The organism is Bradyrhizobium sp. UFLA03-84 (assembly GCF_002289535.1).
In the GTDB taxonomy this organism is placed as follows: Bacteria; Pseudomonadota; Alphaproteobacteria; order Rhizobiales; family Xanthobacteraceae; genus Bradyrhizobium; species Bradyrhizobium viridifuturi.
In genome coordinates this window covers 145,920-166,907 of record NZ_NSJY01000020.1, presented here as the reverse complement: position 1 = coordinate 166,907, position 20,988 = coordinate 145,920, and the positions used below count along the sequence as shown (strand labels likewise).

Here is a 20,988-nt window from a genome sequence, read left to right as displayed (position 1 = left end):
CCCCGCCACTAGACTGACGCAAAACAACAAGCGATCGGGACCACTACGAGTGGTCGAGGACGCGACCTTGGGAGTGATGACGCCATGAAATTCGGTATCTTTTACGAGCTGCAACTGCCGCGCCCCTGGAACGACGGCGATGAGCTCAGGCTCTACCAGAATGCGCTGACGCAATTGGAGACCGCCGACCGGCTCAACTACGATTATGCGTGGGTCGTCGAGCATCATTTCCTCGAGGAATATTCGCACTCGCCGGCGCCGGAATCCTTCCTCGCCGCAGCCAGCCAGCGCACCAGGAATATCCGGCTCGGCCACGGCATCTTCCAGCTCACCACCAATCATCCGGCGCGCGTCGCCGAGCGGGTCGCGGTGCTCGATCTCCTGAGCAATGGCCGCTGCGAGTTCGGCATGGGCGAGAGCGCCTCGATCACCGAGCTGACCCCGTTCGGCCGCGACATGGAGACCAAGCGCGAGGTGTTCGAGGAAGCCGTACAGGCGATCTTCCCGATGTTCACCAAAATCGGCACCGAGCATCACGGCAAATACTTCGACATCCCGTTGCGCAACGTCGTGCCGAAGCCGGTGCAGAAGCCGCATCCGCCGCTCTGGATGGCCTGCTCGCAACTGCCGACCATCGAGCGCGCCGGGCAGAACGGATTTGGCGCGCTCGGCTTCCAGTTCGTCAGCGCGGAGGCGGCGCATGCCTGGGTCCACGCCTATTACAACGCGATCACCAAGCGGCTGAAGAAGCTTGCCGACTACGAGATCAATCCGAACATGGCGCTGGTCTCGTTCTTCATGTGCGCGAAGACGGATGAGGAGGCACGCAAGCGTGCAGATGGCGCGACCTTCTTCCAGTTCGCGCTGCGCTATTACGGCCAGTCGCAGAACCGGCAGCGGCCTGCGCCGGGCACCGTCAACATGTGGGACGAGTACAACAAGTGGAAGCGCGAGAATCCGGAGGCGCAGGAAGCCGCGCTGCGCGGCGGCCTGATCGGCTCGCCGGAGACGTTGCGGAAGAAGCTGCGGCGTTTCCGCGCCTCGCATATCGACCAGGTGATCCTGCTCAACCAGGCCGGCAAGAACACGCATGAGCACATCTGCGATTCGCTCGAGCTGTTCAGCAAGGAGGTGATGCCGGAGTTCCAGCACGATCCCGAGCACGATGCCTGGAAGAAGGGCGTGCTCGAGGGCTCGATCCAGCTCGAGGAGATCGACACCCAGGCGTTCTCGGATCGCTATGGCAAGCTTGCGGTCAATGTCGGTCCGAAAGCCGCCGCCGCGGGCTGATAAATCGACGTGCAGCAAGCTCGCGTTTTCGTGAGGAAAATAATTCGCTACACGCGATCTGCACTTTAAAAGAAACAGCACGCGCGATGCCCGCACCGAAGTGCGGGCATCGCTATTTTTGTGCGGTGCTCGACAGCTTCATTCGCGCGCCCCATCATCCTGACATCGCATGATCGTGCGCCCGATGGCGCGTTTGATCGTCAGGAGAATCTTGGAATGAAGCGTCGTGAATTCCTCCAGCTGTCGCTCGTCACAGCCGCATCAGCTGCGCTGTCACGTGGCGCGCAAGCGCAGGCGGACACGAAGGAAATTCGTATCGGTTATCAGAAGAACGGCGTGCTGGTTCTCACGCGGCAGCGCGAGGCATTGGAAAATCATTTCAAGCCGCAGGGCGTCAGCGTGAAATGGGTCGAGTTCTCATCGGGCCCGCCGATGATGGAGGCGATGAATGTCGGGAGCGTCGACTACGGCGCCGTCGGCGATTCCCCGCCGATCTTCGCGCAGGCCGCGGGTGCGGCGATCGTCTATGCGGCGGCCCAGCCCATCATCAATGGATCTGGCATCCTGGTGCCGCATAATTCGGCGATCAAGACCATTGCCGACCTCAAGGGCAAACGTGTCGGCTTCACCAAGGGATCCAGCGCGCATAACGTCGTGATCCAGACCCTGGAGAAGGCCGGGCTGACCTATGACGACATCACGCCGGTCTATCTGACGCCGCCGGACGCCGGCCCGGCCTTCGCCAATGGCGGCATCGATGCCTGGGCGATCTGGGATCCGTATTTCGCGATCGCCGAGACCAGGCAGAACGGCCGCATCCTGATCAACACCCGCGACGTCACCAAGACCAACGCGTTCTATATCGCCAATCGCGAGTTCGCGAACCGGCACGGCGCACTGCTGCAGCAGATCGTCGATGTCACGACGTCGAGCGCGAAGTGGGCAGAGGCGCATCCCGACGAGGTCGCGAAATCGCTCGCCGCCGCCGTCACCGGCGTGCCGCTCGATATCCAGACCATCGCGGCGCGGCGGGCCGGCTTCTCGGTCGGCCCCGTGACCGACGACGTCATGGCGACCCAGCAGGGGGTTGCCGACCGCTTCTTCAAGCTGGGCTTGATCCCGAAGCGGATCGCGATCCGCGACATCGTCTGGCGCAATACCCAGACCTGATCGGCACGCGCTTGATCATTTCAATGCAGAGGATAATCCCATGACGCGTTTATTCCGACGCTGGATTGCCCGCGCTGTGCTGTCGGTCAGCATCGTCGCGGCGACCGTCAGCGCGTCCTACGGCCAGGACAAGGTGGTCCGCATCGGCTTCCAGAAATACGGCAAGCTGGTGTTGCTGAAGAGCAAAGGCTCGCTCGAGCAGAAGCTGAAGTCGGCCGGTTACTCGGTCGTCTGGACCGAGTTTCCGTCCGGGCCGCCGCTGCTCGAAGCGCTCAATGTCGGCGCGATCGATTTCGGCAACACCGGCGAGGCGCCGCCGATCTTCGCCCAGGCCGCCGGCGCGCCGATCCAGTATGTCGCCTACGAGCCCCCGGCGCCGAAGGGCGAGGCGATCCTGGTGCCGAAGGACAGCCCGATCAAATCGGTCACCGATCTCAGGGGCAAGAAGGTCGCGCTCAACAAGGGCTCCAACGTCCATTATCTCCTGGTGAAGGCGCTGGCGAAAGCCGGCATCAAATATTCCGAGATCGAGCCGGTGTTCCTGGCGCCCGCCGATGCGCGCGCGGCGTTCGAGCGCGGCGCGGTCGATGCCTGGGTGATCTGGGATCCGTTCCAGGCCGCGGCGGAGGCCGCGACCGGCGCACGCACCGTCGCCGATGGCACCGGCATCGTCGCCAATTACCAGTTCTACTTCGCCTCGAAGAAATTCCTGCAGGCCGATCCGAGGATCGTCGAGATCGTGCTGGCGCAGCTCAGCGAGGTCGATGACTGGGCCAAGGGCGACATCCACGCCGTCGCCGAGCAGCTGGCGCCGAGCATCGGGCTGTCGGTGCCGGTGGTCGAGGTCGCGCTGAAGCGACAGGCCTACGGCATCAAGCCGGTCACCGACGCCGTGATCGCGGACCAGCAACAGGTCGCCGACACGTTCTTTGCGCTCGGCCTGATCCCCAAACCAATCAAGATTTCCGACGTCGCATGGAGGCCGGGCACGTGAGCACCCCAACCAACGCCAACATCCTCTGGTTCCTGCCGACCCATGGCGACAGCCGCTATCTCGGCACGTCGATCGGCGGCCGCGAGGTGAACTTCAACTATCTGCGCCAGATCGCGCAGGCCGCCGATCAGCTCGGCTACTACGGCGTGCTGCTGCCGACGGGCCGGAGCTGCGAGGATTCCTGGGTGGTGGCCTCGGCCGTCGCGCCCTGGACCGAGCGCCTGCGCTATCTCGTGGCGGTCAGGCCCGGCCTGCAATCGCCAAGCGTCGCCGCGCGCATGACCGCGACCTTGGACCGGCTGTCGAACGGCCGCCTGCTGATCAATGTCGTCACCGGCGGTGATCCGATCGAGAACAAGGGCGACGGCATCTTCCTCGATCACGACGAGCGCTACGCGGTGACGCGTGAATTCCTGAACGTCTACAGCGATCTGCTCGCGGGCAAGACGGTCAGTGTCGAAGGCAAGCACATCAGGATCGAGGACGGCCGCCTGCTGTTCAATCCGGTGCAGTCGCCGCGGCCGCCGCTGTATTTCGGAGGCTCGTCGGATGCCGGCATCGACGTCGCAGTCGATACCGTCGACAAGTACCTGACCTGGGGCGAGCCGCCGGCCCAGGTCGCCGAGAAGATCGCGAGAGTGAAAGCCGTCGCCGCGCAGCGCGGCCGCAAGCTCTCTTTCGGCATCCGCCTGCACGTGATCGTGCGCGAGACCAACGCCGAGGCGTGGAGGGCGGCCGACGAGCTGATCCAGTACGTCACCGACGACACCATCGCGGCCGCACAGAAGATCTTTTCGCGGATGGACTCGGTCGGCCAGCAGCGCATGGCGCAGCTGCATGGCGGCCGTCGCGACAAGCTCGAGATCAGCCCGAATCTCTGGGCCGGCGTCGGCCTGGTGCGCGGCGGGGCCGGCACCGCGCTGGTCGGCGATCCGCAGACCGTCGCCACGCGGATCAAGGAGTATCAGGACGTCGGCGTCGATACCTTCATCATGTCGGGTTACCCGCATCTCGAGGAAGCCTATCGGTTCGCCGAGCTGGTGTTCCCGCTGCTGTCGTTGGCGCTGCCCGACAACGTGACGCCGATCCGCGTCAACACCGGGCCGTTCGGCGAGACCATCGGCAACGACTACCGTCCGCAAAAGCAGGCATCGCAATCATGAGCTTGATCGATTCACTACCGCGCGTCGGCGCGCCCAAACTCCCCAAAATCGACGGGCTGATCCCCTGGATCGTTCCACTGGTCATTGTCCTGGTCTGGCAGCTTGCCTGCGTCACCGGCTACGTGCCGTCGCGGGTGTTGCCGGCGCCGACCGACGTGGCGCTGGCTGGCTGGAAGTTGCTGCTATCAGGCGAACTGATCCGCAACATCTGGGTCAGCTTCTGGCGCGCCTCGATCGGGTTTGTGATGGGCGGCGGAATCGGCTTTGCGTTCGGGCTCGCCAACGGGCTGTCGCAGCTGTCGGCGAAACTCACCGACACAACGCTGCAGATGGTGCGCAACATCCCGCATCTGGCGCTGATCCCGCTGGTCATTCTGTGGTTCGGCATCGACGAATCGGCAAAGCTCTTTCTCGTGGCGCTCGGCGTGTTCTTCCCGATCTATCTCAACACGCTGCACGGTATCCGTACCGTCGATCCGCAGCTGATCGAGATGGGCCGGATCTACGGCATGACCGACGGTGAGCTGTTCCGGCGGGTGATCTTCCCCGGCGCGCTGCCCTCGATCTTCGTCGGCCTGCGCTTTGCGCTCGGCATCATGTGGCTGACCTTGATCGTCGCGGAGACCATCGCGGCGTCGTCGGGCCTCGGCTACATGGCGATGCAGGCGCGCGAGTTCATGCTGATTGACATCGTCGTGCTCTCGATCCTGATCTACGCCTTGCTCGGCAAGCTCGCCGACAGCGCCTCGCGGGCGCTGGAGCGCCTGACCTTGTCGTGGCACCCCGCGTTCCAGAAGAAGTGAGAATGAGAATGCAAGAAGCGCTTCGTTTCCAGCCGGTTGACGCCGAACCGGTCGACCATGCCGACATCGTCGTGAAGCCGCGGCATCTGCGGCGAGTGACGGAAAGTGTGGCCCGCGGCCTGGCGCTGACCATCCGCGGCCTGCGCAAGGCGTTCGGCGACAATGAGGTGTTGCGCGGCATCGACCTGCACATTCCCTCGGGACAGTTCGTCGCGATCGTCGGCCGCAGCGGCTGCGGCAAGAGCACGCTGCTGCGCCTGATCGCGGGCCTCGAGGCGCCGACCGCGGGCAGCATCGCCTTCGATGAGGAGCCGCGAGCGCAGGACGTCCGCGTCATGTTCCAGGAGCCGCGGCTGCTGCCCTGGGCGCGGGTGCTGTCGAATGTCGAGGTCGGCCTCGGGCGTGAACGCGCCTCCGCCGATGCCCAGGCGCGCGCCGAGCGTGCGCTGGTCGAGGTCGGCCTCGGCGACAAGCGCGCGCAGTGGCCGTCGGTGCTCTCGGGCGGCCAGAAGCAGCGGGTGGCGCTGGCCCGCGCGCTGGTCAGCCAGCCGCGGGTGCTGGCGTTCGACGAGCCGCTCGGCGCGCTCGATGCGCTGACCCGGATCTCGATGCAGCAATTGCTGGAGCGGGTCTGGCGCGACCAGGGCTTCACCGCGATCCTGGTGACGCATGACGTCGCCGAGGCCGTCGCGCTCGCCGACCGCGTGCTGGTCATCGAGGACGGCCGGATCGCCGAGGATGTCACGATCGACCTGCCGCGGCCGCGCCGGCGCGGCTCGGCCGAGCTCGCCGCGCTGGAAGGCGAGATCCTGAAGCACCTGCTCGAGGGCAGCGAAGACACCCTGTGAGGTCGCCATGAATACCGTCGTCCGCAATGTTTCGATCGTACCAGCGGTGACCGCCACCGACTTTCGCGGCGCGATGCGCCATCTCACCGGCGGGGTCAGCGTGATCACCGCGGGCCGGGCGAAGGAGATTTCAGGGATGACGGTGACTTCGGTGTCGTCGCTCTCGGTCGAGCCGCCGTCGCTGATCGTCAGCATCAACCGCGCAGCGTCATCATGGCCGCTGATCGCGCGCCATGGGGTGTTCGGCGTCAACATCCTGACCGCGGACCAGCTCGAGATCGCCGAACGCTTCACCGGCAAGGGTGGCCTGAAAGGTGCCGACCGGTTCGAAGGCGCCGAATGGACCACGCGTGCCTCAGGCGTCCCGTTGCTGGTCGGCGCGCTCGCCGCTGTCGATTGCGAGGTCGAGGAAATCATCGAGCGGCATTCGCACGCGATCGTCATCGGGCGCGTGCTCGACGTGATCGCCTCGGAGCGAACCGCCGCGCTGGCCTATTGGCACGGCGAATATGTCGCGATCGACCGCGACGAAGACGCCGCCAGGCTGGCCGAGGTCAGCCTGCCGTCGCGTCACGTTCACGCCCCGGGCGTACTTAAAGCGCGATGAGATTGAATGGTCATCGCGCTTTGGATTCTCGTTTTCGCAGGATCCGGAAGACCGCTTCGCACTTTTCCGGGTCATGCTTTAGCGCAGCGTTGCCGGTCCGGATCGGCCCTTAGTAGACTGCGCTGAGGGACGCCGGGCTGTCGATGATCACATTGCTGCCGCGAACGCCAGCCCATACGGCCTGGATGGTCTGAGCCGTATTGCCCAGCGGAATGCCGACGACCAGCGTGGTCGGGACGCGGCCGAAGCTCGACGGGGTTCCTTCATTGTAGGTAAAGCTCGCGACGACCGGCGAGGCTGTGCCATTGACGGTGACGCCGAACACGCCGCCTGGAATATCGTTGCCCATGGCGTAGGGATTCGGAACGTTGAGGGTGATGATCGCGGTGGTGCCGACGCCCTCCGGGACCGTCAGGCTGAGGCCTTGCATCGGCGTGAGGGTCGCGGAGTTGGTGGACAGGGTGCCGGTGGTCTGCACGTAAAGGGCCATATCACTCTCCAGTTGTCGAAATATCAAAGCACAATAGGAGATTGAATACGGCAACTGGCCGCAGGATTCAAGGGATCAACGGCACCGTGGCCGGCGCGGCATGTTGGCCGTGGCGCTTTCCCGGCAAGCGCACTAAAAGCCCAGGATGTTTCGCAGACGTGACGGTTCGATGAAGCGCGTGGGAGTCTGGCTGTTCTATCTCGTCGGTGCGATCGCCGTCGCCTATCTCGCGCTCTATGCCTATGTGACGTTCACCGGCCGCGACATCACGCCGGGCGATCCGATCCGGATCTTCCGCAAGCCCGACGCGCCGAATTATTCGTGACGTAAGGGACGCGGCGGGAATTCCCCGCCGCTTGCTTTCTCAGCCGGCGTTCGCCATGCGCTGATAGTCGGGCGTGCCGTTGCCGGCCGGGGTGATCGGGATGCCGCCGTCGGCATATTCGTTCAGCTTGTTGCGCAGCGTCCGGATCGAGATGCCGAGGATGTTGGCGGCATGGGTGCGGTTGCCGAGGCAGTGCTTCAGCGTTTCCAGGATCAGGTCGCGTTCGACGTCGGCGACGGTGCGGCCGACCAGCGCGCGGGTGACCTGCTCGGCTGCGAGGGTGGCGTGCGCCACCGCGGGCGCGGTCTTGGCGAGGTCGAGACGGTCGCCGTCGGGGGTGAGGATCGCGTCGGGGCCGATCTCGTCGCCCTGCGCCATCAGTACCGAGCGGTGGATGGTGTTCTCGAGCTCGCGGACGTTGCCCTGCCAGCGGTTCGCGGTCAGGACGCGGCGGGCGTCCGTCGAGATCGGCCGCACCGGCAGGCCGTTGGCCTCGGCATATTTCTTGGCGAAATGCTGTGCCAGCTCGAGGATGTCGGCCGGACGATCGCGCAGCGGCGGGATCTTCAGATTGACGACGTTGAGGCGGAACAGCAGGTCCTCGCGGAAGCTGCCCTCGCGCACCGCTTCCGACAGATTGCGGTTCGAGGTCGCGATGATGCGGATATCGACCGGAACCGGCTTGGTACCGCCGACGCGATCGATCACCCGCTCCTGGATCGCGCGCAGCAGCTTTGATTGCAGGCGGACGTCCATCTCGGAGATTTCGTCGAGCAGCAGCGTGCCGCCGGTCGCTTCCTCGAACTTGCCGATGCGGCGCGCCACCGCACCGGTGAAGGCGCCCTTCTCGTGGCCGAACAGCTCGGATTCCAGGAGGTGTTCCGGGATCGCCGCGCAGTTGATCGAGATGAACGGCCGCTTGGCGCGGGCCGAGCGGGAGTGGACATAGCGCGCCAGCACTTCCTTGCCGGTTCCGGACTCGCCGGTGATCATCACGGAGGCGTCGGAGCCGGCGATCTGCTGTGCCAGCTTGATCACCCGGCCCATCGCCTCGTCGCGCCAGATCAAATCGCGCGCGTCGTTGGCGACCGCAGCCAGCACCGCTGCGATCAGCTCGGGGTCGGGCGGTAGCGGGATGTATTCCTTGGCGCCGGCATGGATCGCGGCGACCGCGGCGCGGGCGTCGTTGGAGATGCCGCAGGCGACGATCGGGACGTGGATGTGTTCGGCCTCGAGCCGCATCACGAGGTCGCGGATGTCGAGACCGACATCGACCAGCAGGAGGTCGGCGCCCTTGCCGCCGCGCAGCACATTCATCGCCTGCTCGGCGGCCTCGGCGTGGGTCACCGAGGCGCCGTTGTCCATCGCGATCTTGGTCGCGGTCGTGAGCTGGCCCTTCAGGGTGCCAACGATGAGAAGCCGCATGATGATCTCCTGTTCGTCTGGTCGCGCAGGTTCCGCGCGCTACCGTTGCATTCGTTTAAGAGCGTTCTGCCTTGATGATTTCGGTCATGGTCACGCCGAGCTTGTCTTCCACCAGCACCACTTCGCCACGCGCCACCAGGCGGTTGTTGACGTAGATGTCGATCGCCTCGCCGACCCGGCGGTCGAGCTCGAGCACGGTGCCCGGTCCGAGCTTCAGGAGGTCGCCGACGTCCATCTTGGAGCGGCCGAGCACCGCCGAGACCTGCACCGGCACGTCGAACACGGCCTCGAGGTCGGCGGCGATGCGCGCGGCGTTTTCGTCCTCGTTGTAGCCGATGTCGTCGATCCCCGGCGCGTCGGCGGCGTTGAGATCGGGAAGCGGGACTTGGGTGTCGGTGTCGCTCATGGTTCAGCCCTCAATCGCCTTCAGCCGGCCTGGCCGCGGGACGCCAGATAGCGCCCGACGAGTTCGTTGATCTTGCCTTCGATCGCGGCACGCTCCAGCACCACGCCGCCATCGGCCCATTCGATCCGGCAGTCGCCAGTCGCAATGGTCGGTTCGGCCAGGATCACCAGCCGGCCCTGGAAGCCGGAATGCGCCGCCATCTGCTCGATGCTTTGATGCGCCGCCTCATAGAGCGCGTCGTTGATCCGGACCACGAGATGCGGCGTTGCCACCAGGTGCGAGAAGCAATCGGAGACCAGCGCGGTGATCTCGCCGAGCGGCTCGCGCGCCACCAGTTCGTTGCAGAGCTTGCGGGCGACCGCGACCGCGACGTCGACCGCCTCGGTCTCCATCCGCGTCTCGATGCCAGCAAAGCGGGCGGCGATGCCCTTGATTGCGGCGCCAATCTCCTCCAGCGCCTGCGCCGCGCGGCGATCGCTCTCGACCTTGGCCTCGCGCAGCGCGGCCTCATAGCCGGCGCGGTAGGCGCGCGCCTCGGCGTCGGCGACCTTCTGCGCCACCTCGGCCGGCGTCGGCGCGCGCTCGCGCGAGCGGTCCGGAGCCGAGAAGTCGGTGTCGAACAGGAATTTCGCGGGTGCGGCCATCAGTACACCAGCTCGTCGTCGGCGCGGTTTTTGGTCAGGGTGATCTCGCCGCGGGCGGCGAGGTCCTTGGCGAGATTGACCAGCAGCGCCTGCGCCTCGTCGACGTCGCGCAGCCGCACCGGGCCCATCGCGGCCATGTCGTCCATCAGCATCTTGCCGGCGCGCGAGGACATGTTGCCGAGGAAGAAGCTGCGCACCTCTTCATTGGCGCTCTTCAGCGCGACGCCGAGCTTGTCCTTGTCGATGTTGCGCATCAAGGTCTGGGCCGAGGCGGAATCGAGCTTGATCAGATCGTCGAAGGTGAACATCAGCGCCTTGATGCGCTCGGCAGATTCGCGGTTCTCTTCCTCCAGCGAGGTGATGAAGCGGGTCTCGGTCTGGCGGTCGAAATTGTTGAAGATCTCGGCCATCACCTCATGGGCGTCGCGGCGGCGGGTTTGCGACAGGTTCGACATGAACTCGGTACGCAGCGTCTGCTCGACGCGCTCGATGACTTCCTTCTGCACCGCCTCCATCCGCAGCATGCGACCGACCACGTCGAGCGCGATGTCCTCGGGCAGGATTGCGAGCACACGCGCGGCGTGCTCCGGCTTCAGTTTCGACAGCACCACGGCGATGGTCTGCGGGTACTCGTTCTTGAGGTAGTTGGCGAGCACCTCTTCCTGCACGTTGGAGAGCTTCTCCCACATGTTGCGGCCGGCAGGGCCGCGGATTTCGTCCATAATGCCGGTGACGCGCTCGGCCGGCAGATATTGCTGCAGCAGCCGTTCGGTAGCGTCGAAATTGCCCATCAGCGCGCCGGAGGCCGACATCCGCGACACGAATTCCAGCATCAAATCCTCGACCACGTCGGCCTCGACGGTGCCGAGCGTCGACATGTGCACCGACAGCTCGCGGACCTCCTCGTCGTCGAGCATCGACCAGATCTTGCCGCCATATTGCTCGCCGAGCGCAAGCATCAGGATCGCGGCGCGCTTCGGGCCGGGCAGCGGCTTGCCCTTGGGGCGAGCGCTCTGCCGGTTCGCCAGCGTCGAGAGGACGGTGGCGATGTCGTTGGCGTTGGTGGTCTGGGGTACGGCGGCCATGTCAGTTCTCTACCGGCTCGCTCAGCCATTGACGGACGATGGAGACGGTTTCGTTCGGATTGCGCTCGGCGAGTTCGCCGACCCGGTGCACGGCCTGGGCATGGACCTGCCCCTGGATCTGGGCGACGTCGATCAATTGCGCCGCGCCGCTGCCCGCCGGAATCAGCGCCTGGCCGGTCGCCCCGGTGCTCTCGGCATGAGCTTCGGCGAGCGCCGGCACGCCGGCGCCGGCCAGCGACGGAATGACGTCGGCGGCGACGATGCGCTTGACCAGCGGGCGGACCACCATGAACAGCACGACCAAGCCGAGCATCATCATGACGCCGAGCTCGATGACGTACATCACGTCATCCTTGGTGAATTGCAGCATGCCGAGCAGGCCGGTCGGCTCGCTGATCGGCTGCGAGACGGGCGGTTCGGCGAAGCGCAGGTTGACGACCTCGACCTGGTCGCCGCGCTTCTGGTCGAAGCCGATCGCGGAACGGACCAGGGCGGCGATACGGTCGAGCTGCTCCTTGGTGCGGTCCTGGTAGACCATCTCGCCTTTTTCGTTCTTGGAGTAGGCGCCGTCGACCAGCACCGCGACCGAGATGCGGTTGACGCGGCCGGCCTCGGTCACCTCGGTCTTGGTGGTGCGGGAGATCTCGTAATTGTTGGTCTCCTCGCTCTTCTTGCTCTGGTCGCGGGCGCGGGCGGCGTTGTCCTGGTTCTGGCTGCCCGGCAACTCGTTGGCGACGGTGACCTGGCCGGAATTGTCGGCGGTCAGGCTCGATTCTTCGCGGGTCTGCGTCGAGCGCAGCACGCGGCCCTCGGGGTCGAACTTGTCCGAGGTCTGGGTGATCTTGTTGTAGTCGAAGTCGGCGGAGAGCTGGACGCGGGCGCGCCCGGCGCCGACCACCGAGGAGACGATGTCCTCGACCTGCTTGCGCATCCGCTTCTCGAAGGCGGCGCGGCGCTCGTCGCCGACCGCAGCATCGGCGTCGGATTGGGCGCCGTCGGCGAGCAGCTGGCCGGCCTCGTCGACGATCGAGACCCGCTGCGGCTTCAGCCCGTTGACCGCGGAGGCGACGACGTGGCGGATCGCGCGGATCTGCTGCGGCTCCAGTGAACCGCGCACCCTGAGCACGATCGAGGCCGACGGCTCCGGTGTCTCGCGCGAGAACAGCGGCTTTTCCGGCAGCACGAGGTGGACGCGCGCGGCCTGGACGCGGTCGATGGCGCGGATGGTGCGGGCGAGCTCGCCCTCCAACGCGCGCAGATGATTGATGTTCTGGACGAAGCTCGTGGTTCCCAGCGCGTCCGACTTGTCGAAGATCTCGTAGCCGACGCCGCCGCCCTTGGGCATGCCGCCCTCGGCGAGCTTCATCCGCAGCCGCGTCACCTTATCCTTCGGCACCATGATCGCGGCGCCGTCATTGCGCAGCTCGAACGGGATCGCCTGGCGCTCCAGCTCCTTGATAATGGCCGAGGAATCTTCGGTCGACAGGTCGGTGAACAGGGTGGTCATCTGCGGCGTCGTGACGCGCATGATGACGAACGCGAAGAAGCCGATCAGGGCCGCGGTGACCGCAACCATGGCCGCGAGGCGGGCCGCACCAAGACCTCTCAAGAAAGCAACCAGACTTTGCACCAACGGCCCCCAGGGATTCGGCCCACGCGGGTCCGACTGGGCAAATATTGCCTAGGGTATGGTTTCCATATGGTTAACGAAGGTTAAGGACCGCGGCAAAATCGCGGACATGAAAAAAACCGGCTTCGCAGAGCGGAGCCGGTTTTCGTCAAATGCCACGGGTATTGGCAGGCTTACTGCCGGTATTGCTGGATACGTGTGGTGCGCAGTCCGGCCAGACCATGCTGGTCGATCGAGAACTGCCAGGAAAGGAATTCATCGACGGTCAACGTGTAGCGGCTGCAGGCCTCCTCGAGGGAGAGCAGGCCGCCGCGGACCGCAGCGACGACTTCGGCCTTGCGGCGGATGACCCACCGTTTGGTACCGGGGGCCGGCAAATCCGCAATCGTTAACGGGCTGCCGTCAGGCCCGATGACGTATTTCACCCTCGGGCGATGGGGTTCTGTCATGGCGTACTCACAAACTCTCAACCACTGAACTCGCGATTGGTAACCTACGCCTCCCGGTTTAAAATTTGCCTAAGCCCAAGCGTTCAATACGAATCTCGTTGGAACGGCCGGGAACAGGGGGGCGGCGAGGGGACGGATTGACCGCTGCAGAGACCGCTTCACAGGAATTCGTCGGGCTGCCGAGCAAGCGGCACCCCTCTCCCTAACCCTCCCCCGCAAGGGGGGAGGGAACCCAGCCGCCGGTGCATCCCTCACATTTCTGACGCGAAAAAGAGTGATCCGGTGAGGAGAGCACACCGGCTCCCTCCCCCCTTGCCGGGGGAGGGTTGGGGGAGAGGGGTGGCCCCGGGCGAGATGCTCGATCGGAAGCTTGCTTCCACAATCTCGACGCACCCCACCGAACGTGAACGATCGTCGCGCTTTCCGCCTCTTCAACTATCCTTGATCTCCGCATTTGGAGCGACGCCGCGCGTAACCACGTGCCGTAGCGTGCGTAGGAGAGGTTGTCCGCTCACTGCAGGTGGGCACGCTTCCAATCCTTCCATCCGAGCCCTTGTCATGATGATGAACAGACGTACTTTCTCGACCGCCCTGCTTGCCGGCGCGGCAGCTTCATTGGTGTCCTCGCGCGGCATGGCCGCACCCACACCCCCGGTGCAGGCGCGCAACGTCGTGCTGGTGCACGGCCTGTTCGCCGACGGCTCCTGCTGGTCCGAGGTCATTCCGCGCCTGCAGGCCGCCGGCCTCAATGTGACGTCGGTGCAGAATCCGCTGACAACGCTGCCGGACGCGGTCGCCTCGGCGCAGCGCGTGCTTGAGCGCCAGGATGGCCCGACCGTGCTGGTCGGCCATTCCTTCTCCGGCATGATCGTCACCGAAGCCGGCGTGCATCCGAACGTTTCGGCGCTGGTCTATGTCGCCGCGCGCGCTCCCGATGCGGACGAGGACTACACCGCATTGGCAAAAACCTATCCGACGCCGCCGGCGAGCGCCGGCATCGTGTTCGACGGCGACGAGGGCCGGTTGAGCGAAGCCGCGTTCCTGCGCGATTTCGCTGGTGACCTGCCGGAGGCAAAGGCCAAGGTGCTCTATGCCGTGCAGCAGCCGTTTCACAAACAGCTGCTTACTGGCAAGACCAGCCACGCGGCCTGGCGCAGCAAGCCGAGCTATTATGCGGTCTCGACCGAGGACCGCACCATCAATCCGGATCTCGAACGCTTCATGGCGAAGCGGATGGGCGCCACCACGATCGAGCTGAAGGCCAGTCACCTCGCGCTGATCTCGCAGCCCGACCCGATCGCGCGGCTGATCCTCAACGCCGCGGGACGGCCGGAGTGAACGTCGGCTACTCCATGCATCGATAACGAAACGGCCCCGAGAACGCTGAGGCGTTTCCGGGGCCGCATTGCGCGTACTCTCAGATGATGTGCGCACCGTGGCTGTTGAGAATGCCGTGATCGCCTGTGAGCGGGATCAGGTCGTGGACGACGGCATCGACATCAACAGGCGCGCTCGCCGTATTGCCTGAGGCAATGTTGCCGGCCAGTGCGTGGCTGAGATTGAGGCCACCGAGCAGATCGCCGACCAGCCCATCGGCTCCGGTGCCGCCGAGCGATGGAATGCTGAGCGGGCCATTGTTGCCGGTCAGCGCGCCGAGATCGAGCAGATGCGGCCCGTTCTGGCCGACATCGACGGCGTTGACCTCGACCGTGTGATGATCGCCCGAGGTCGGTGCGGCCAGGATGTCGATCGCTTGTCCGTTCGGCTGCGTCGGGCCGACGTCGAGCGTGACAAGATGGCCGCTGTTCGGGTTGCTGAGGCTGCCGACGATGCCGCCCAGCAGTCCGCCATCGCCGGCATTGTTCCCGCCGTTGGCGGTCACCAGTGGCAGGCCTTGCAGGTCATGGCCGAGATCGTGGATCAAATTGTCGACCGGATTGGTTGGATCGTCCTTTCCGTTGACCACACCGGTCAACAGATCCGTCGGCACGGCATCGAGCGCGTGCGCGGTATCGGTGAGATCGGCGCCGAGATGCGCCACGGCGTCGGACGTGTGTCCTGCCAGGACCTCGCCGGGCGTGTTGAGCAGGTCGGTCAGGAGATTGGCGTGCCCGTCGGCCGCGGGCGTTGCGCCGAGCTGTCCGAGTCCGATCGTGCCGGCAAGATTGGTGACATCGTGAACCACATGGTCGAGGCCCGCCTCATGCCCGATCGTGGTGAGAAGACCGCTCGCGTCGGACGCGGCGCCGTTGACTGCGTTCAGCACCGGTTGCAGCAGCCCGCCCTGACCGGCGAGCGTGAGGCCGCTGTTCTGGCCGAGACCGGACGGAATAACGCCGACCGCATTTACGGTGTCGGTCAGATCCGTGCCGAGATTGCTCACTGCGTCGGATGTGTGACCGGCCACGACTTCGCCGGGCGTGTTGAGCACGTCGGTCAGGAGATTGGAGTGCCCGTCCGCAGCGGGCGCGGCGCCGAGCTGCCCGAGCCCGACTGTGCCGGTGAGGCCGGTGACGTCATGGACCGTGCTGTCCAGTCCGGCCTGCTGCCCGATCGCAGTGAGAAGGCCGCCGGTGTTGGTCGCGGCCGCATTGACGGGATTCAGCACGGGCTGGAGCAACCCGTCCTGTCCGGCGAGCACAAGGCCATTGCCGAGGCCCGGCGATCCGCCGCTTCCGGAGCCTCCGCCGGTGGACGTGCCGCCGCCTGAAGAGGTGCCACCGCCGCCACCTGAGGTGCCGCTGCCCGACGAGCCGCCGCCGCTTCCCGCCTGCTGTCCGGTGCCGCCATCCGATCCACCGCCGGCGGATGTGCCGCCTCCCGAGCTACCGCCTCCCGAAGCGCCGGCACCCGTACCACCCGCAGAGCTGCCGGAGCCTGAACTGCCGGAGCCGCTACCCTGTGCGCCGGAACCCGATCCCGTCATGCCGCCCGACGAGGAGCCGCCGCTGCCGGCATCCGCGCCGCCACCACCCGCCGATTGTCCTGATGATCCGGAGCTGCTTGATCCGGACGAGGTGCTCCCGGGAGCAGCGCCCTCTCCCATGGCCATATACTGATCAGCATACGCATTCGGGTCGCTCATGTGGTTTGCCTCCGTGTCGCGTCTAACCGGAGCAAAAACCGAAGCTTGAGCAGAATGGTTGCGTCGCGAACGCGTGCGCGCCTGAACATGGCAAATGGCCGATGTGCGCCGCGATTCAAATTTTCATCAAGGGCGATGTGTTGGTGAAGTCACTTATCGATCAAAAGCTGAAAGTGGCAGCGCGCGTAGGCGGTAGAGAGACCGACGCAACTCCCGCTGGCACTTCATCGCGGGCTTGGTGTCGGCCGCCACGAAAGGTCGTCGGACCAAAGGTAGATTGCGATCGCTGCCAGGCATAGTGCGATGCCGACCCAGAAGATCGGCGAATGATGAATCGGTCGTCGATCGCTCGGAGCTGGCTTCATTCGATAAACTCATCGCGCGTGGGATGTTGAGGTCGGCAATCATTTTAAATGCGGAGTGTCGCTCAGACAGGACAATCTCTGCAAGACTTCCTTGAAGAGCACGAGCAGCTTCGTCGGTTGCATCGTAGAGTGACGTATCTCACGGCGCGTGTGTGCGTAACGCATCATTGTCGGGGCGTCGCATCGGAGCGGCGAATGGAAAACGAAGGACCCCAACATCATGGCCAACATCGACCACAAGCAAGGAACCTATACGATTGCTGCCAATTCGAGCCAGCCTTTCACGTTCTGGTGGGGACGGGACTCGAAGGCGCCGAACGAATTCTTCGACGTCTCGATCGCGCCGCATCTCGACACGAAGCATGCCTCGATGGAGCCTCTGCACGAAACGGACCGGGCCGTGTACTGGGATCACCGCGGCGGCGTCGGCGTCGTGCTGATCCTGACCCTGAAGAACAGCAACAATTTTCCGGTCACGTTCGAAGCCAACCACGTCCGCATCTATTGAGGCGGCAAGGGCATGAAGCCGGCCGCGCCCGTCGCGCGGCCGGCACCCGGTGAATCCGGCAGAGTCGGATGACGCTCGACGACGACCACATGTGCAGGATCACGATGGAGGGCCATGGCAGCACGACCCAGAACAAGTGGATCGCCCAAAACTCGCCGGCCTTTCTCACGAACAGCATAAGGATGGCGAACCAGATCGCATAAAGGACGAGCAGGAACGGCAGTATCCCCTTCGCGGACGGATCGGGCGCCAACCAGGGCAAGACGCTATAGACGCCCCCATAGATGAAGACGTACGCCATCATGAGCGGAAACGAGACGCCGACGCCGAGCACGGCGCCGCCGATCAAAGCGCCGAGCAACTTCAATTCTTTCAAGTGAGGCTCCCTCGGATGCAAATTCTTCTTGGGTAGCGATCAGGGCCCGCGCTCTACCTAAACGAGATGAATGTGCAAACAGATTACCGATTGCGGCAAATTGTCCGGATGCGCTTGACCCAACCGCTTGCCGCGAAAGCCATCGGCCGGCTGCCTCAGGTCTGATATCGCGCCTGCGCGCTTACTCGCCGGCCGGCGGCGGCAGCCGCTCCCGAAGCGCTGCGATCTCGAGCATGACGGTAATGGCGATCGTCTTGAGGCGGGCATTCTCGGCCATCGTCTCGGCGAGCTGAGGGTGTGCCGCTGCCGCATGCTGTCGGGCGTTCTGGGCGAGTTCTGACGATGTAGGGCGTGTCGTGTTCACGAGCTAACTCTTGCCGGTGGTCGAAGCGACCAGCCTGTGCTGCTGCGAAGTTTCAGGGCAGAATCGGCGCTCAAGCGCGCAAGATGAAGATAGCGCCCGCTAGCTTACAGGCAGCTTACATGGAACGACTTTATTGCTGATTATGTCTGGTCCGCCCCGGGGCAGGTGCCGCGGGTGACTGGCCCTGGCACTGATTTGCCCGACGACGCCGGGAGCCACGGCCTCTCGATTCCAGCGCCGCTGCCTCTGGAATACTCGATCACCGCCTAGGCGGCTGATGACGCGGAGTGCTTGGCGATACGCGTGGGGAAAGCGATCTGCGCAGCCGGGAGCCTAGCTTAACTACTGCTGCCGCCGTTTGTGCCGCGCACCACGCGTTTGATCTTGTCGGTGGTGTAGGTTTGGCCGCCGATCGAGAGCAGCGGCGGGGAAGCGGTCAGGTCGACGGAGTCGACCACGCCCTGGATCTCGGTCAAGATGGCGAGGTCGTTGCCCTTGGAATCCTTGCCGGTGGCGGTCAGCGTGTAGGTGCCGGCCGGCCATTGCGTGCCGTCATTGCCTTTGCCGTCCCAGACGAAGCTGGCGTTGCCCTGCTTCAGGTTGAAATTGCCGGAATAGGCGGTCTGGCCGGTCGAGCTCGTGATCGTGATCGTGGCGCTGGTGGCTTGCGGGGACACCAGATTCCAGGTCGCGGATTTGTCGAACTGGGTCTTGCTGCCATCGACCGCGACCGTGTTGCCGACATAGACCAGCGCCTGCGTCGACTGTGCGCTCTTCTCGATCGCGATCAGCTGCTTGAGCTGATCGTTGGACTTCAGCTGCTGCTCGACACCGGCGAACTGCACGAGCTGCTGGGTGAACTGGTTGGTGTCGAGCGGATCGAGCGGGTTCTGGTTCTGCAACTGCGTCGTCAGCAGCGTCAGGAAGGTCTGGAAATTGTCAGCGATGCCCTGCGACGAGGTCGTCAGGCCGCTGCCCGTGCTGCTGCTTCCGGAGTTCGTTCCGTTGCTGGTGCCCGGTGCCGAGACGACCGGTGTTGGCATGGTTGCATCGACTGCCATGGTGAACTCCTTACACTCTGATATCGACGCCGCCGAGGGCGCTGCCTGCGCGGCCGTAGGAGCGGCCTGCCACCGCGGCGGGAACGCTGTCTTCTTCGGCGACGATCAAATGGTGTGCGTTCGGATTGGACTGGCCGTTGTTGTTCTGGCCCGACTGCGACTGATCGCGCAGGCTGAACTGCAATCCGCCATTGCCGGTCGACAGGCCGGCATTGTCGAGCGCGCGCTGCAGCTGGTTGGCGTCCTGGCGCAGCATCGACAGCGTCTCCGGGCGTTCGACGGTGAGATGCGAGGTTACCTGGCCATTGCGATCGACATCGATGCGGACATCGATGCGGCCGAGCTCGGCCGGGTCGAGGCGGATCTCGAAGCGGCTCTTGCCGCTTTTGGCGGAGGCGGCGATCTGCATCGCTAGCCCGCTGAGCGGCACGGCGGCGGCTTGCGCGGCGTTGGTCACGGTCAACTGCGCGTTCGCCGGTGGCGTGGTCTGGGCGGTGGGTTGTGGCTGGAGTGCATTCGCGGCCTGTGCGCTGGGATCGGGCGCGGTAACCTGGGTCTGCGCGGCGGCTTGGCCGCCGGCCGTCGGCGCGGCCTTGCCGTCGCCGCTCGCATCGGCCTTGATCGTATCGGCCGCGCCGTCGGCGGCGGCCTTCGCCTTGCCGGCAACCGCGGCGGGCTGCGCAACGGCGGGAACGATGTTGGTCGGCGCGGCCTGCGCCGTGGCGTTGCTGCCCTGGGCTGCGCCGTCCTGGCCGGCAGGTGCCGTCGCAACCGCGTCCTTCGGGGTCAGCTGCACCTTGGCTTGCGGCGTCGTCTTGGTCGCAGGCGTTCCCGCGGCGACGGTGGCGGCGAGCGTTGCATCGCCGGTCGCGGCCGCTGCGCCCGCAGCCGTCGCCGTATCGGTGGCAGTGACCTGTCCTTCGCTCTTGACGCCGGCCGCCTTGGCGACCTTGTCGGTATTCGCCGCTGTGGTGGCCGCGGTAGCAGCGTCGGCGCCAGCCGGCGCTCCGGTGCCGGCAGTGGTGCCGGTACCGACGATGGCCGAGCTTGCTGCGATGGCCGCCGCCGCGATCGCCAGCGGCGCGGCGGGTTGGTCGGATGGCGCGGTGGCTGTCGCGGTCGGGGCAGTCGCAGGTACTGCGGCCGCGGTCGCGATCACGGCGTTGACCGTTGCTGCGCCGGATTGATCCGGCTGCGGAGTGGTCTGGGCCGACGCCGTCTTGTCGCCGGTGGCTTGCGTATCGGTGCTCGATTTCGAGTCGTCCGATTTCGATTTCGACTTGGTCTTGCGCGGCGCGTCGCTATCGCTGTCGTTATCGACCTTGTTGTCGTCGCGCGAACTGCCGGCATCTCGCGACGTCCGGTCGGGCGCGGTGCTGTTGTCGCGGGAGCGCGCGTCGGTCGTCGAGGACGAATCGTCGGACCGGCGCGCGGGCGCCGGCTGGGAGTCGGAGCGGCTGTTGTCGCTTGTGGACGCAGTGCTGCTGTCGACCAGCGCGGCAAAGCCGTCGTTCCCCGTCTGCGAGGCGGGATCGGGCCGCGACGACCGCGTCGCGCCCTGAAAAGACCGACCTGCCAATGCTTCCGACATGACGCTGACCACTGCCAACCCTCGCAAATGAGACTTCCGGGGTTTTGTCAGCAAGGAGCGGGCCAAAGGATGGGTGTAATAAATACCGAGTTATTTCAGTTGGTTATAGGTGATGCTGGTGGGCTGGAACCGGTTCCCGGCGAGTCTCCTTTTTGCCCGGCGGCAAGATTTGCCGTCCGCGCGCGGCAAGGCTTCGCTTGCGCCGGATTGCTTCGCCGGAATACGGCCTATATTAAAAGGTGGCCTCCGACGCGTCCCGAACCGATCGACCGGCCTTGGACGCGTTCTAAGGCTTTCTGGACAAAGGCT

At 65.2% G+C, this 20,988-nt stretch carries 22 protein-coding genes; 10 read left to right on the top strand and 12 right to left on the bottom strand.

What is annotated here, in order from left to right; translation table 11 throughout:
- The first annotated feature begins 84 nt into the window (after positions 1-84).
- The 7 genes from CK489_RS39910 (at position 85) to CK489_RS39880 (ending at position 6,875) form a co-directional block, all read left to right on the top strand.
- Entirely contained in the window at positions 85-1,290 is a 1,206-nt protein-coding gene (locus CK489_RS39910) for an LLM class flavin-dependent oxidoreductase (RefSeq protein WP_095736146.1), read from the top strand.
- A gap of 216 nt (positions 1,291-1,506) precedes the next feature.
- On the top strand, positions 1,507-2,460 hold the full coding sequence (locus CK489_RS39905) for a sulfonate ABC transporter substrate-binding protein (protein ID WP_095736145.1): 954 nt from the start codon (positions 1,507-1,509) through the stop codon (positions 2,458-2,460).
- A 40-nt stretch (positions 2,461-2,500) separates the two neighbouring features.
- Complete coding sequence (locus tag CK489_RS39900; protein WP_095736144.1) at positions 2,501-3,454, top strand: sulfonate ABC transporter substrate-binding protein; 954 nt, start codon at positions 2,501-2,503, stop codon at positions 3,452-3,454.
- Positions 3,436-4,617: an FMNH2-dependent alkanesulfonate monooxygenase gene (ssuD, locus tag CK489_RS39895; protein WP_095736143.1), complete on the top strand. Its 1,182-nt coding sequence runs from the start codon at positions 3,436-3,438 to the stop codon at positions 4,615-4,617. The genes CK489_RS39900 and ssuD overlap by 19 nt, the downstream gene beginning before the upstream one ends.
- A complete protein-coding gene (locus CK489_RS39890) occupies positions 4,614-5,420 on the top strand; it encodes an ABC transporter permease subunit (RefSeq protein ID WP_095736142.1) in 807 nt (268 codons plus the stop codon). The genes ssuD and CK489_RS39890 overlap by 4 nt, the downstream gene beginning before the upstream one ends.
- Before the next feature lie 8 nt (positions 5,421-5,428).
- Entirely contained in the window at positions 5,429-6,268 is an 840-nt protein-coding gene (locus CK489_RS39885) for an ATP-binding cassette domain-containing protein (protein WP_050631833.1), read from the top strand.
- 7 nt (positions 6,269-6,275) lie between these two features.
- Positions 6,276-6,875: a flavin reductase family protein gene (locus CK489_RS39880; protein WP_095736141.1), complete on the top strand. Its 600-nt coding sequence runs from the start codon at positions 6,276-6,278 to the stop codon at positions 6,873-6,875.
- A 109-nt stretch (positions 6,876-6,984) separates the two neighbouring features.
- Here the strand turns inward: CK489_RS39880 and CK489_RS39875 are convergent, their stop codons facing one another.
- Positions 6,985-7,365: a hypothetical protein gene (locus CK489_RS39875; RefSeq protein WP_050631818.1), complete on the bottom strand. Its 381-nt coding sequence runs from the start codon at positions 7,363-7,365 to the stop codon at positions 6,985-6,987.
- A 169-nt stretch (positions 7,366-7,534) separates the two neighbouring features.
- Between CK489_RS39875 and CK489_RS42010 the strand changes: the two genes are divergently transcribed.
- A complete protein-coding gene (locus tag CK489_RS42010; protein ID WP_167350195.1) occupies positions 7,535-7,690 on the top strand; it encodes a hypothetical protein in 156 nt (51 codons plus the stop codon).
- Between the two features lie 39 nt (positions 7,691-7,729).
- Here the strand turns inward: CK489_RS42010 and flbD are convergent, their stop codons facing one another.
- The 6 genes from flbD to sciP form a co-directional block, all read right to left on the bottom strand.
- The gene (gene flbD, locus CK489_RS39870) at positions 7,730-9,115 is read right to left on the bottom strand and encodes a sigma-54-dependent transcriptional regulator FlbD (protein WP_095736140.1); all 1,386 of its coding nucleotides are present in this window, start codon (positions 9,113-9,115) and stop codon (positions 7,730-7,732) included.
- 55 nt (positions 9,116-9,170) lie between these two features.
- Positions 9,171-9,521 (bottom strand): flagellar motor switch protein FliN, encoded by a 351-nt coding sequence (gene fliN / locus CK489_RS39865; RefSeq protein WP_050631817.1) that lies wholly within the window; start codon positions 9,519-9,521, stop codon positions 9,171-9,173.
- 20 nt (positions 9,522-9,541) lie between these two features.
- The gene (locus CK489_RS39860) at positions 9,542-10,165 is read right to left on the bottom strand and encodes a FliH/SctL family protein (RefSeq protein ID WP_050631816.1); all 624 of its coding nucleotides are present in this window, start codon (positions 10,163-10,165) and stop codon (positions 9,542-9,544) included.
- Positions 10,165-11,250, bottom strand: a complete 1,086-nt coding sequence (gene fliG, locus CK489_RS39855) for a flagellar motor switch protein FliG (RefSeq protein WP_021077001.1) — start codon at positions 11,248-11,250, stop codon at positions 10,165-10,167. The genes CK489_RS39860 and fliG overlap by 1 nt, the downstream gene beginning before the upstream one ends.
- Position 11,251: 1 nt before the next feature.
- Positions 11,252-12,880: a flagellar basal-body MS-ring/collar protein FliF gene (gene fliF / locus CK489_RS39850; protein WP_095736217.1), complete on the bottom strand. Its 1,629-nt coding sequence runs from the start codon at positions 12,878-12,880 to the stop codon at positions 11,252-11,254.
- 173 nt (positions 12,881-13,053) lie between these two features.
- The gene (gene sciP / locus CK489_RS39845) at positions 13,054-13,329 is read right to left on the bottom strand and encodes a CtrA inhibitor SciP (protein ID WP_002714638.1); all 276 of its coding nucleotides are present in this window, start codon (positions 13,327-13,329) and stop codon (positions 13,054-13,056) included.
- 558 nt (positions 13,330-13,887) lie between these two features.
- On the opposite strand from sciP, the gene CK489_RS39840 reads away from it, so the two are divergent.
- Complete coding sequence (locus CK489_RS39840) at positions 13,888-14,667, top strand: alpha/beta fold hydrolase (RefSeq protein ID WP_095736139.1); 780 nt, start codon at positions 13,888-13,890, stop codon at positions 14,665-14,667.
- Between the two features lie 79 nt (positions 14,668-14,746).
- Here CK489_RS39840 and CK489_RS39835 read toward each other — a convergent pair whose 3' ends face one another.
- On the bottom strand, positions 14,747-16,414 hold the full coding sequence (locus tag CK489_RS39835) for a hypothetical protein (protein WP_143278329.1): 1,668 nt from the start codon (positions 16,412-16,414) through the stop codon (positions 14,747-14,749).
- 585 nt (positions 16,415-16,999) lie between these two features.
- Between CK489_RS39835 and CK489_RS39825 the strand changes: the two genes are divergently transcribed.
- Complete coding sequence (locus CK489_RS39825) at positions 17,000-17,287, top strand: hypothetical protein (protein ID WP_050627315.1); 288 nt, start codon at positions 17,000-17,002, stop codon at positions 17,285-17,287.
- Here the strand turns inward: CK489_RS39825 and CK489_RS41180 are convergent.
- The 4 genes from CK489_RS41180 to CK489_RS39815 all read right to left on the bottom strand — a co-directional run bounded on the left by CK489_RS41180 (position 17,253) and on the right by CK489_RS39815 (position 20,679).
- Complete coding sequence (locus CK489_RS41180) at positions 17,253-17,663, bottom strand: hypothetical protein (RefSeq protein WP_143278328.1); 411 nt, start codon at positions 17,661-17,663, stop codon at positions 17,253-17,255. The genes CK489_RS39825 and CK489_RS41180 overlap by 35 nt on opposite strands.
- 181 nt (positions 17,664-17,844) lie before the next feature.
- Positions 17,845-18,027: a hypothetical protein gene (locus CK489_RS41175; RefSeq protein ID WP_128089498.1), complete on the bottom strand. Its 183-nt coding sequence runs from the start codon at positions 18,025-18,027 to the stop codon at positions 17,845-17,847.
- Positions 18,028-18,365: 338 nt separating this feature from the next.
- The gene (locus CK489_RS39820; protein ID WP_095736136.1) at positions 18,366-19,088 is read right to left on the bottom strand and encodes a flagellar hook assembly protein FlgD; all 723 of its coding nucleotides are present in this window, start codon (positions 19,086-19,088) and stop codon (positions 18,366-18,368) included.
- A gap of 10 nt (positions 19,089-19,098) precedes the next feature.
- Complete coding sequence (locus tag CK489_RS39815; protein ID WP_095736135.1) at positions 19,099-20,679, bottom strand: flagellar hook-length control protein FliK; 1,581 nt, start codon at positions 20,677-20,679, stop codon at positions 19,099-19,101.
- Positions 20,680-20,988: the final 309 nt, after the last annotated feature.

Coding starts and splice junctions, on each gene's coding strand:
- CK489_RS39910 (WP_095736146.1), top strand. CDS start 85: ATGAAATTCGGTATCTTTTACGAGCTGCAACTGCCGCGCCCCTGGAAC.
- CK489_RS39905 (WP_095736145.1), top strand. CDS start 1,507: ATGAAGCGTCGTGAATTCCTCCAGCTGTCGCTCGTCACAGCCGCATCA.
- CK489_RS39900 (WP_095736144.1), top strand. CDS start 2,501: ATGACGCGTTTATTCCGACGCTGGATTGCCCGCGCTGTGCTGTCGGTC.
- ssuD (WP_095736143.1), top strand. CDS start 3,436: ATGGAGGCCGGGCACGTGAGCACCCCAACCAACGCCAACATCCTCTGG.
- CK489_RS39890 (WP_095736142.1), top strand. CDS start 4,614: ATGAGCTTGATCGATTCACTACCGCGCGTCGGCGCGCCCAAACTCCCC.
- CK489_RS39885 (WP_050631833.1), top strand. CDS start 5,429: ATGCAAGAAGCGCTTCGTTTCCAGCCGGTTGACGCCGAACCGGTCGAC.
- CK489_RS39880 (WP_095736141.1), top strand. CDS start 6,276: ATGAATACCGTCGTCCGCAATGTTTCGATCGTACCAGCGGTGACCGCC.
- CK489_RS39875 (WP_050631818.1), bottom strand. CDS start 7,365: ATGGCCCTTTACGTGCAGACCACCGGCACCCTGTCCACCAACTCCGCG.
- CK489_RS42010 (WP_167350195.1), top strand. CDS start 7,535: ATGAAGCGCGTGGGAGTCTGGCTGTTCTATCTCGTCGGTGCGATCGCC.
- flbD (WP_095736140.1), bottom strand. CDS start 9,115: ATGCGGCTTCTCATCGTTGGCACCCTGAAGGGCCAGCTCACGACCGCG.
- fliN (WP_050631817.1), bottom strand. CDS start 9,521: ATGAGCGACACCGACACCCAAGTCCCGCTTCCCGATCTCAACGCCGCC.
- CK489_RS39860 (WP_050631816.1), bottom strand. CDS start 10,165: ATGGCCGCACCCGCGAAATTCCTGTTCGACACCGACTTCTCGGCTCCG.
- fliG (WP_021077001.1), bottom strand. CDS start 11,250: ATGGCCGCCGTACCCCAGACCACCAACGCCAACGACATCGCCACCGTC.
- sciP (WP_002714638.1), bottom strand. CDS start 13,329: ATGACAGAACCCCATCGCCCGAGGGTGAAATACGTCATCGGGCCTGAC.
- CK489_RS39840 (WP_095736139.1), top strand. CDS start 13,888: ATGATGATGAACAGACGTACTTTCTCGACCGCCCTGCTTGCCGGCGCG.
- CK489_RS39835 (WP_143278329.1), bottom strand. CDS start 16,414: ATGAGCGACCCGAATGCGTATGCTGATCAGTATATGGCCATGGGAGAG.
- CK489_RS39825 (WP_050627315.1), top strand. CDS start 17,000: ATGGCCAACATCGACCACAAGCAAGGAACCTATACGATTGCTGCCAAT.
- CK489_RS39820 (WP_095736136.1), bottom strand. CDS start 19,088: ATGGCAGTCGATGCAACCATGCCAACACCGGTCGTCTCGGCACCGGGC.
- CK489_RS39815 (WP_095736135.1), bottom strand. CDS start 20,679: ATGTCGGAAGCATTGGCAGGTCGGTCTTTTCAGGGCGCGACGCGGTCG.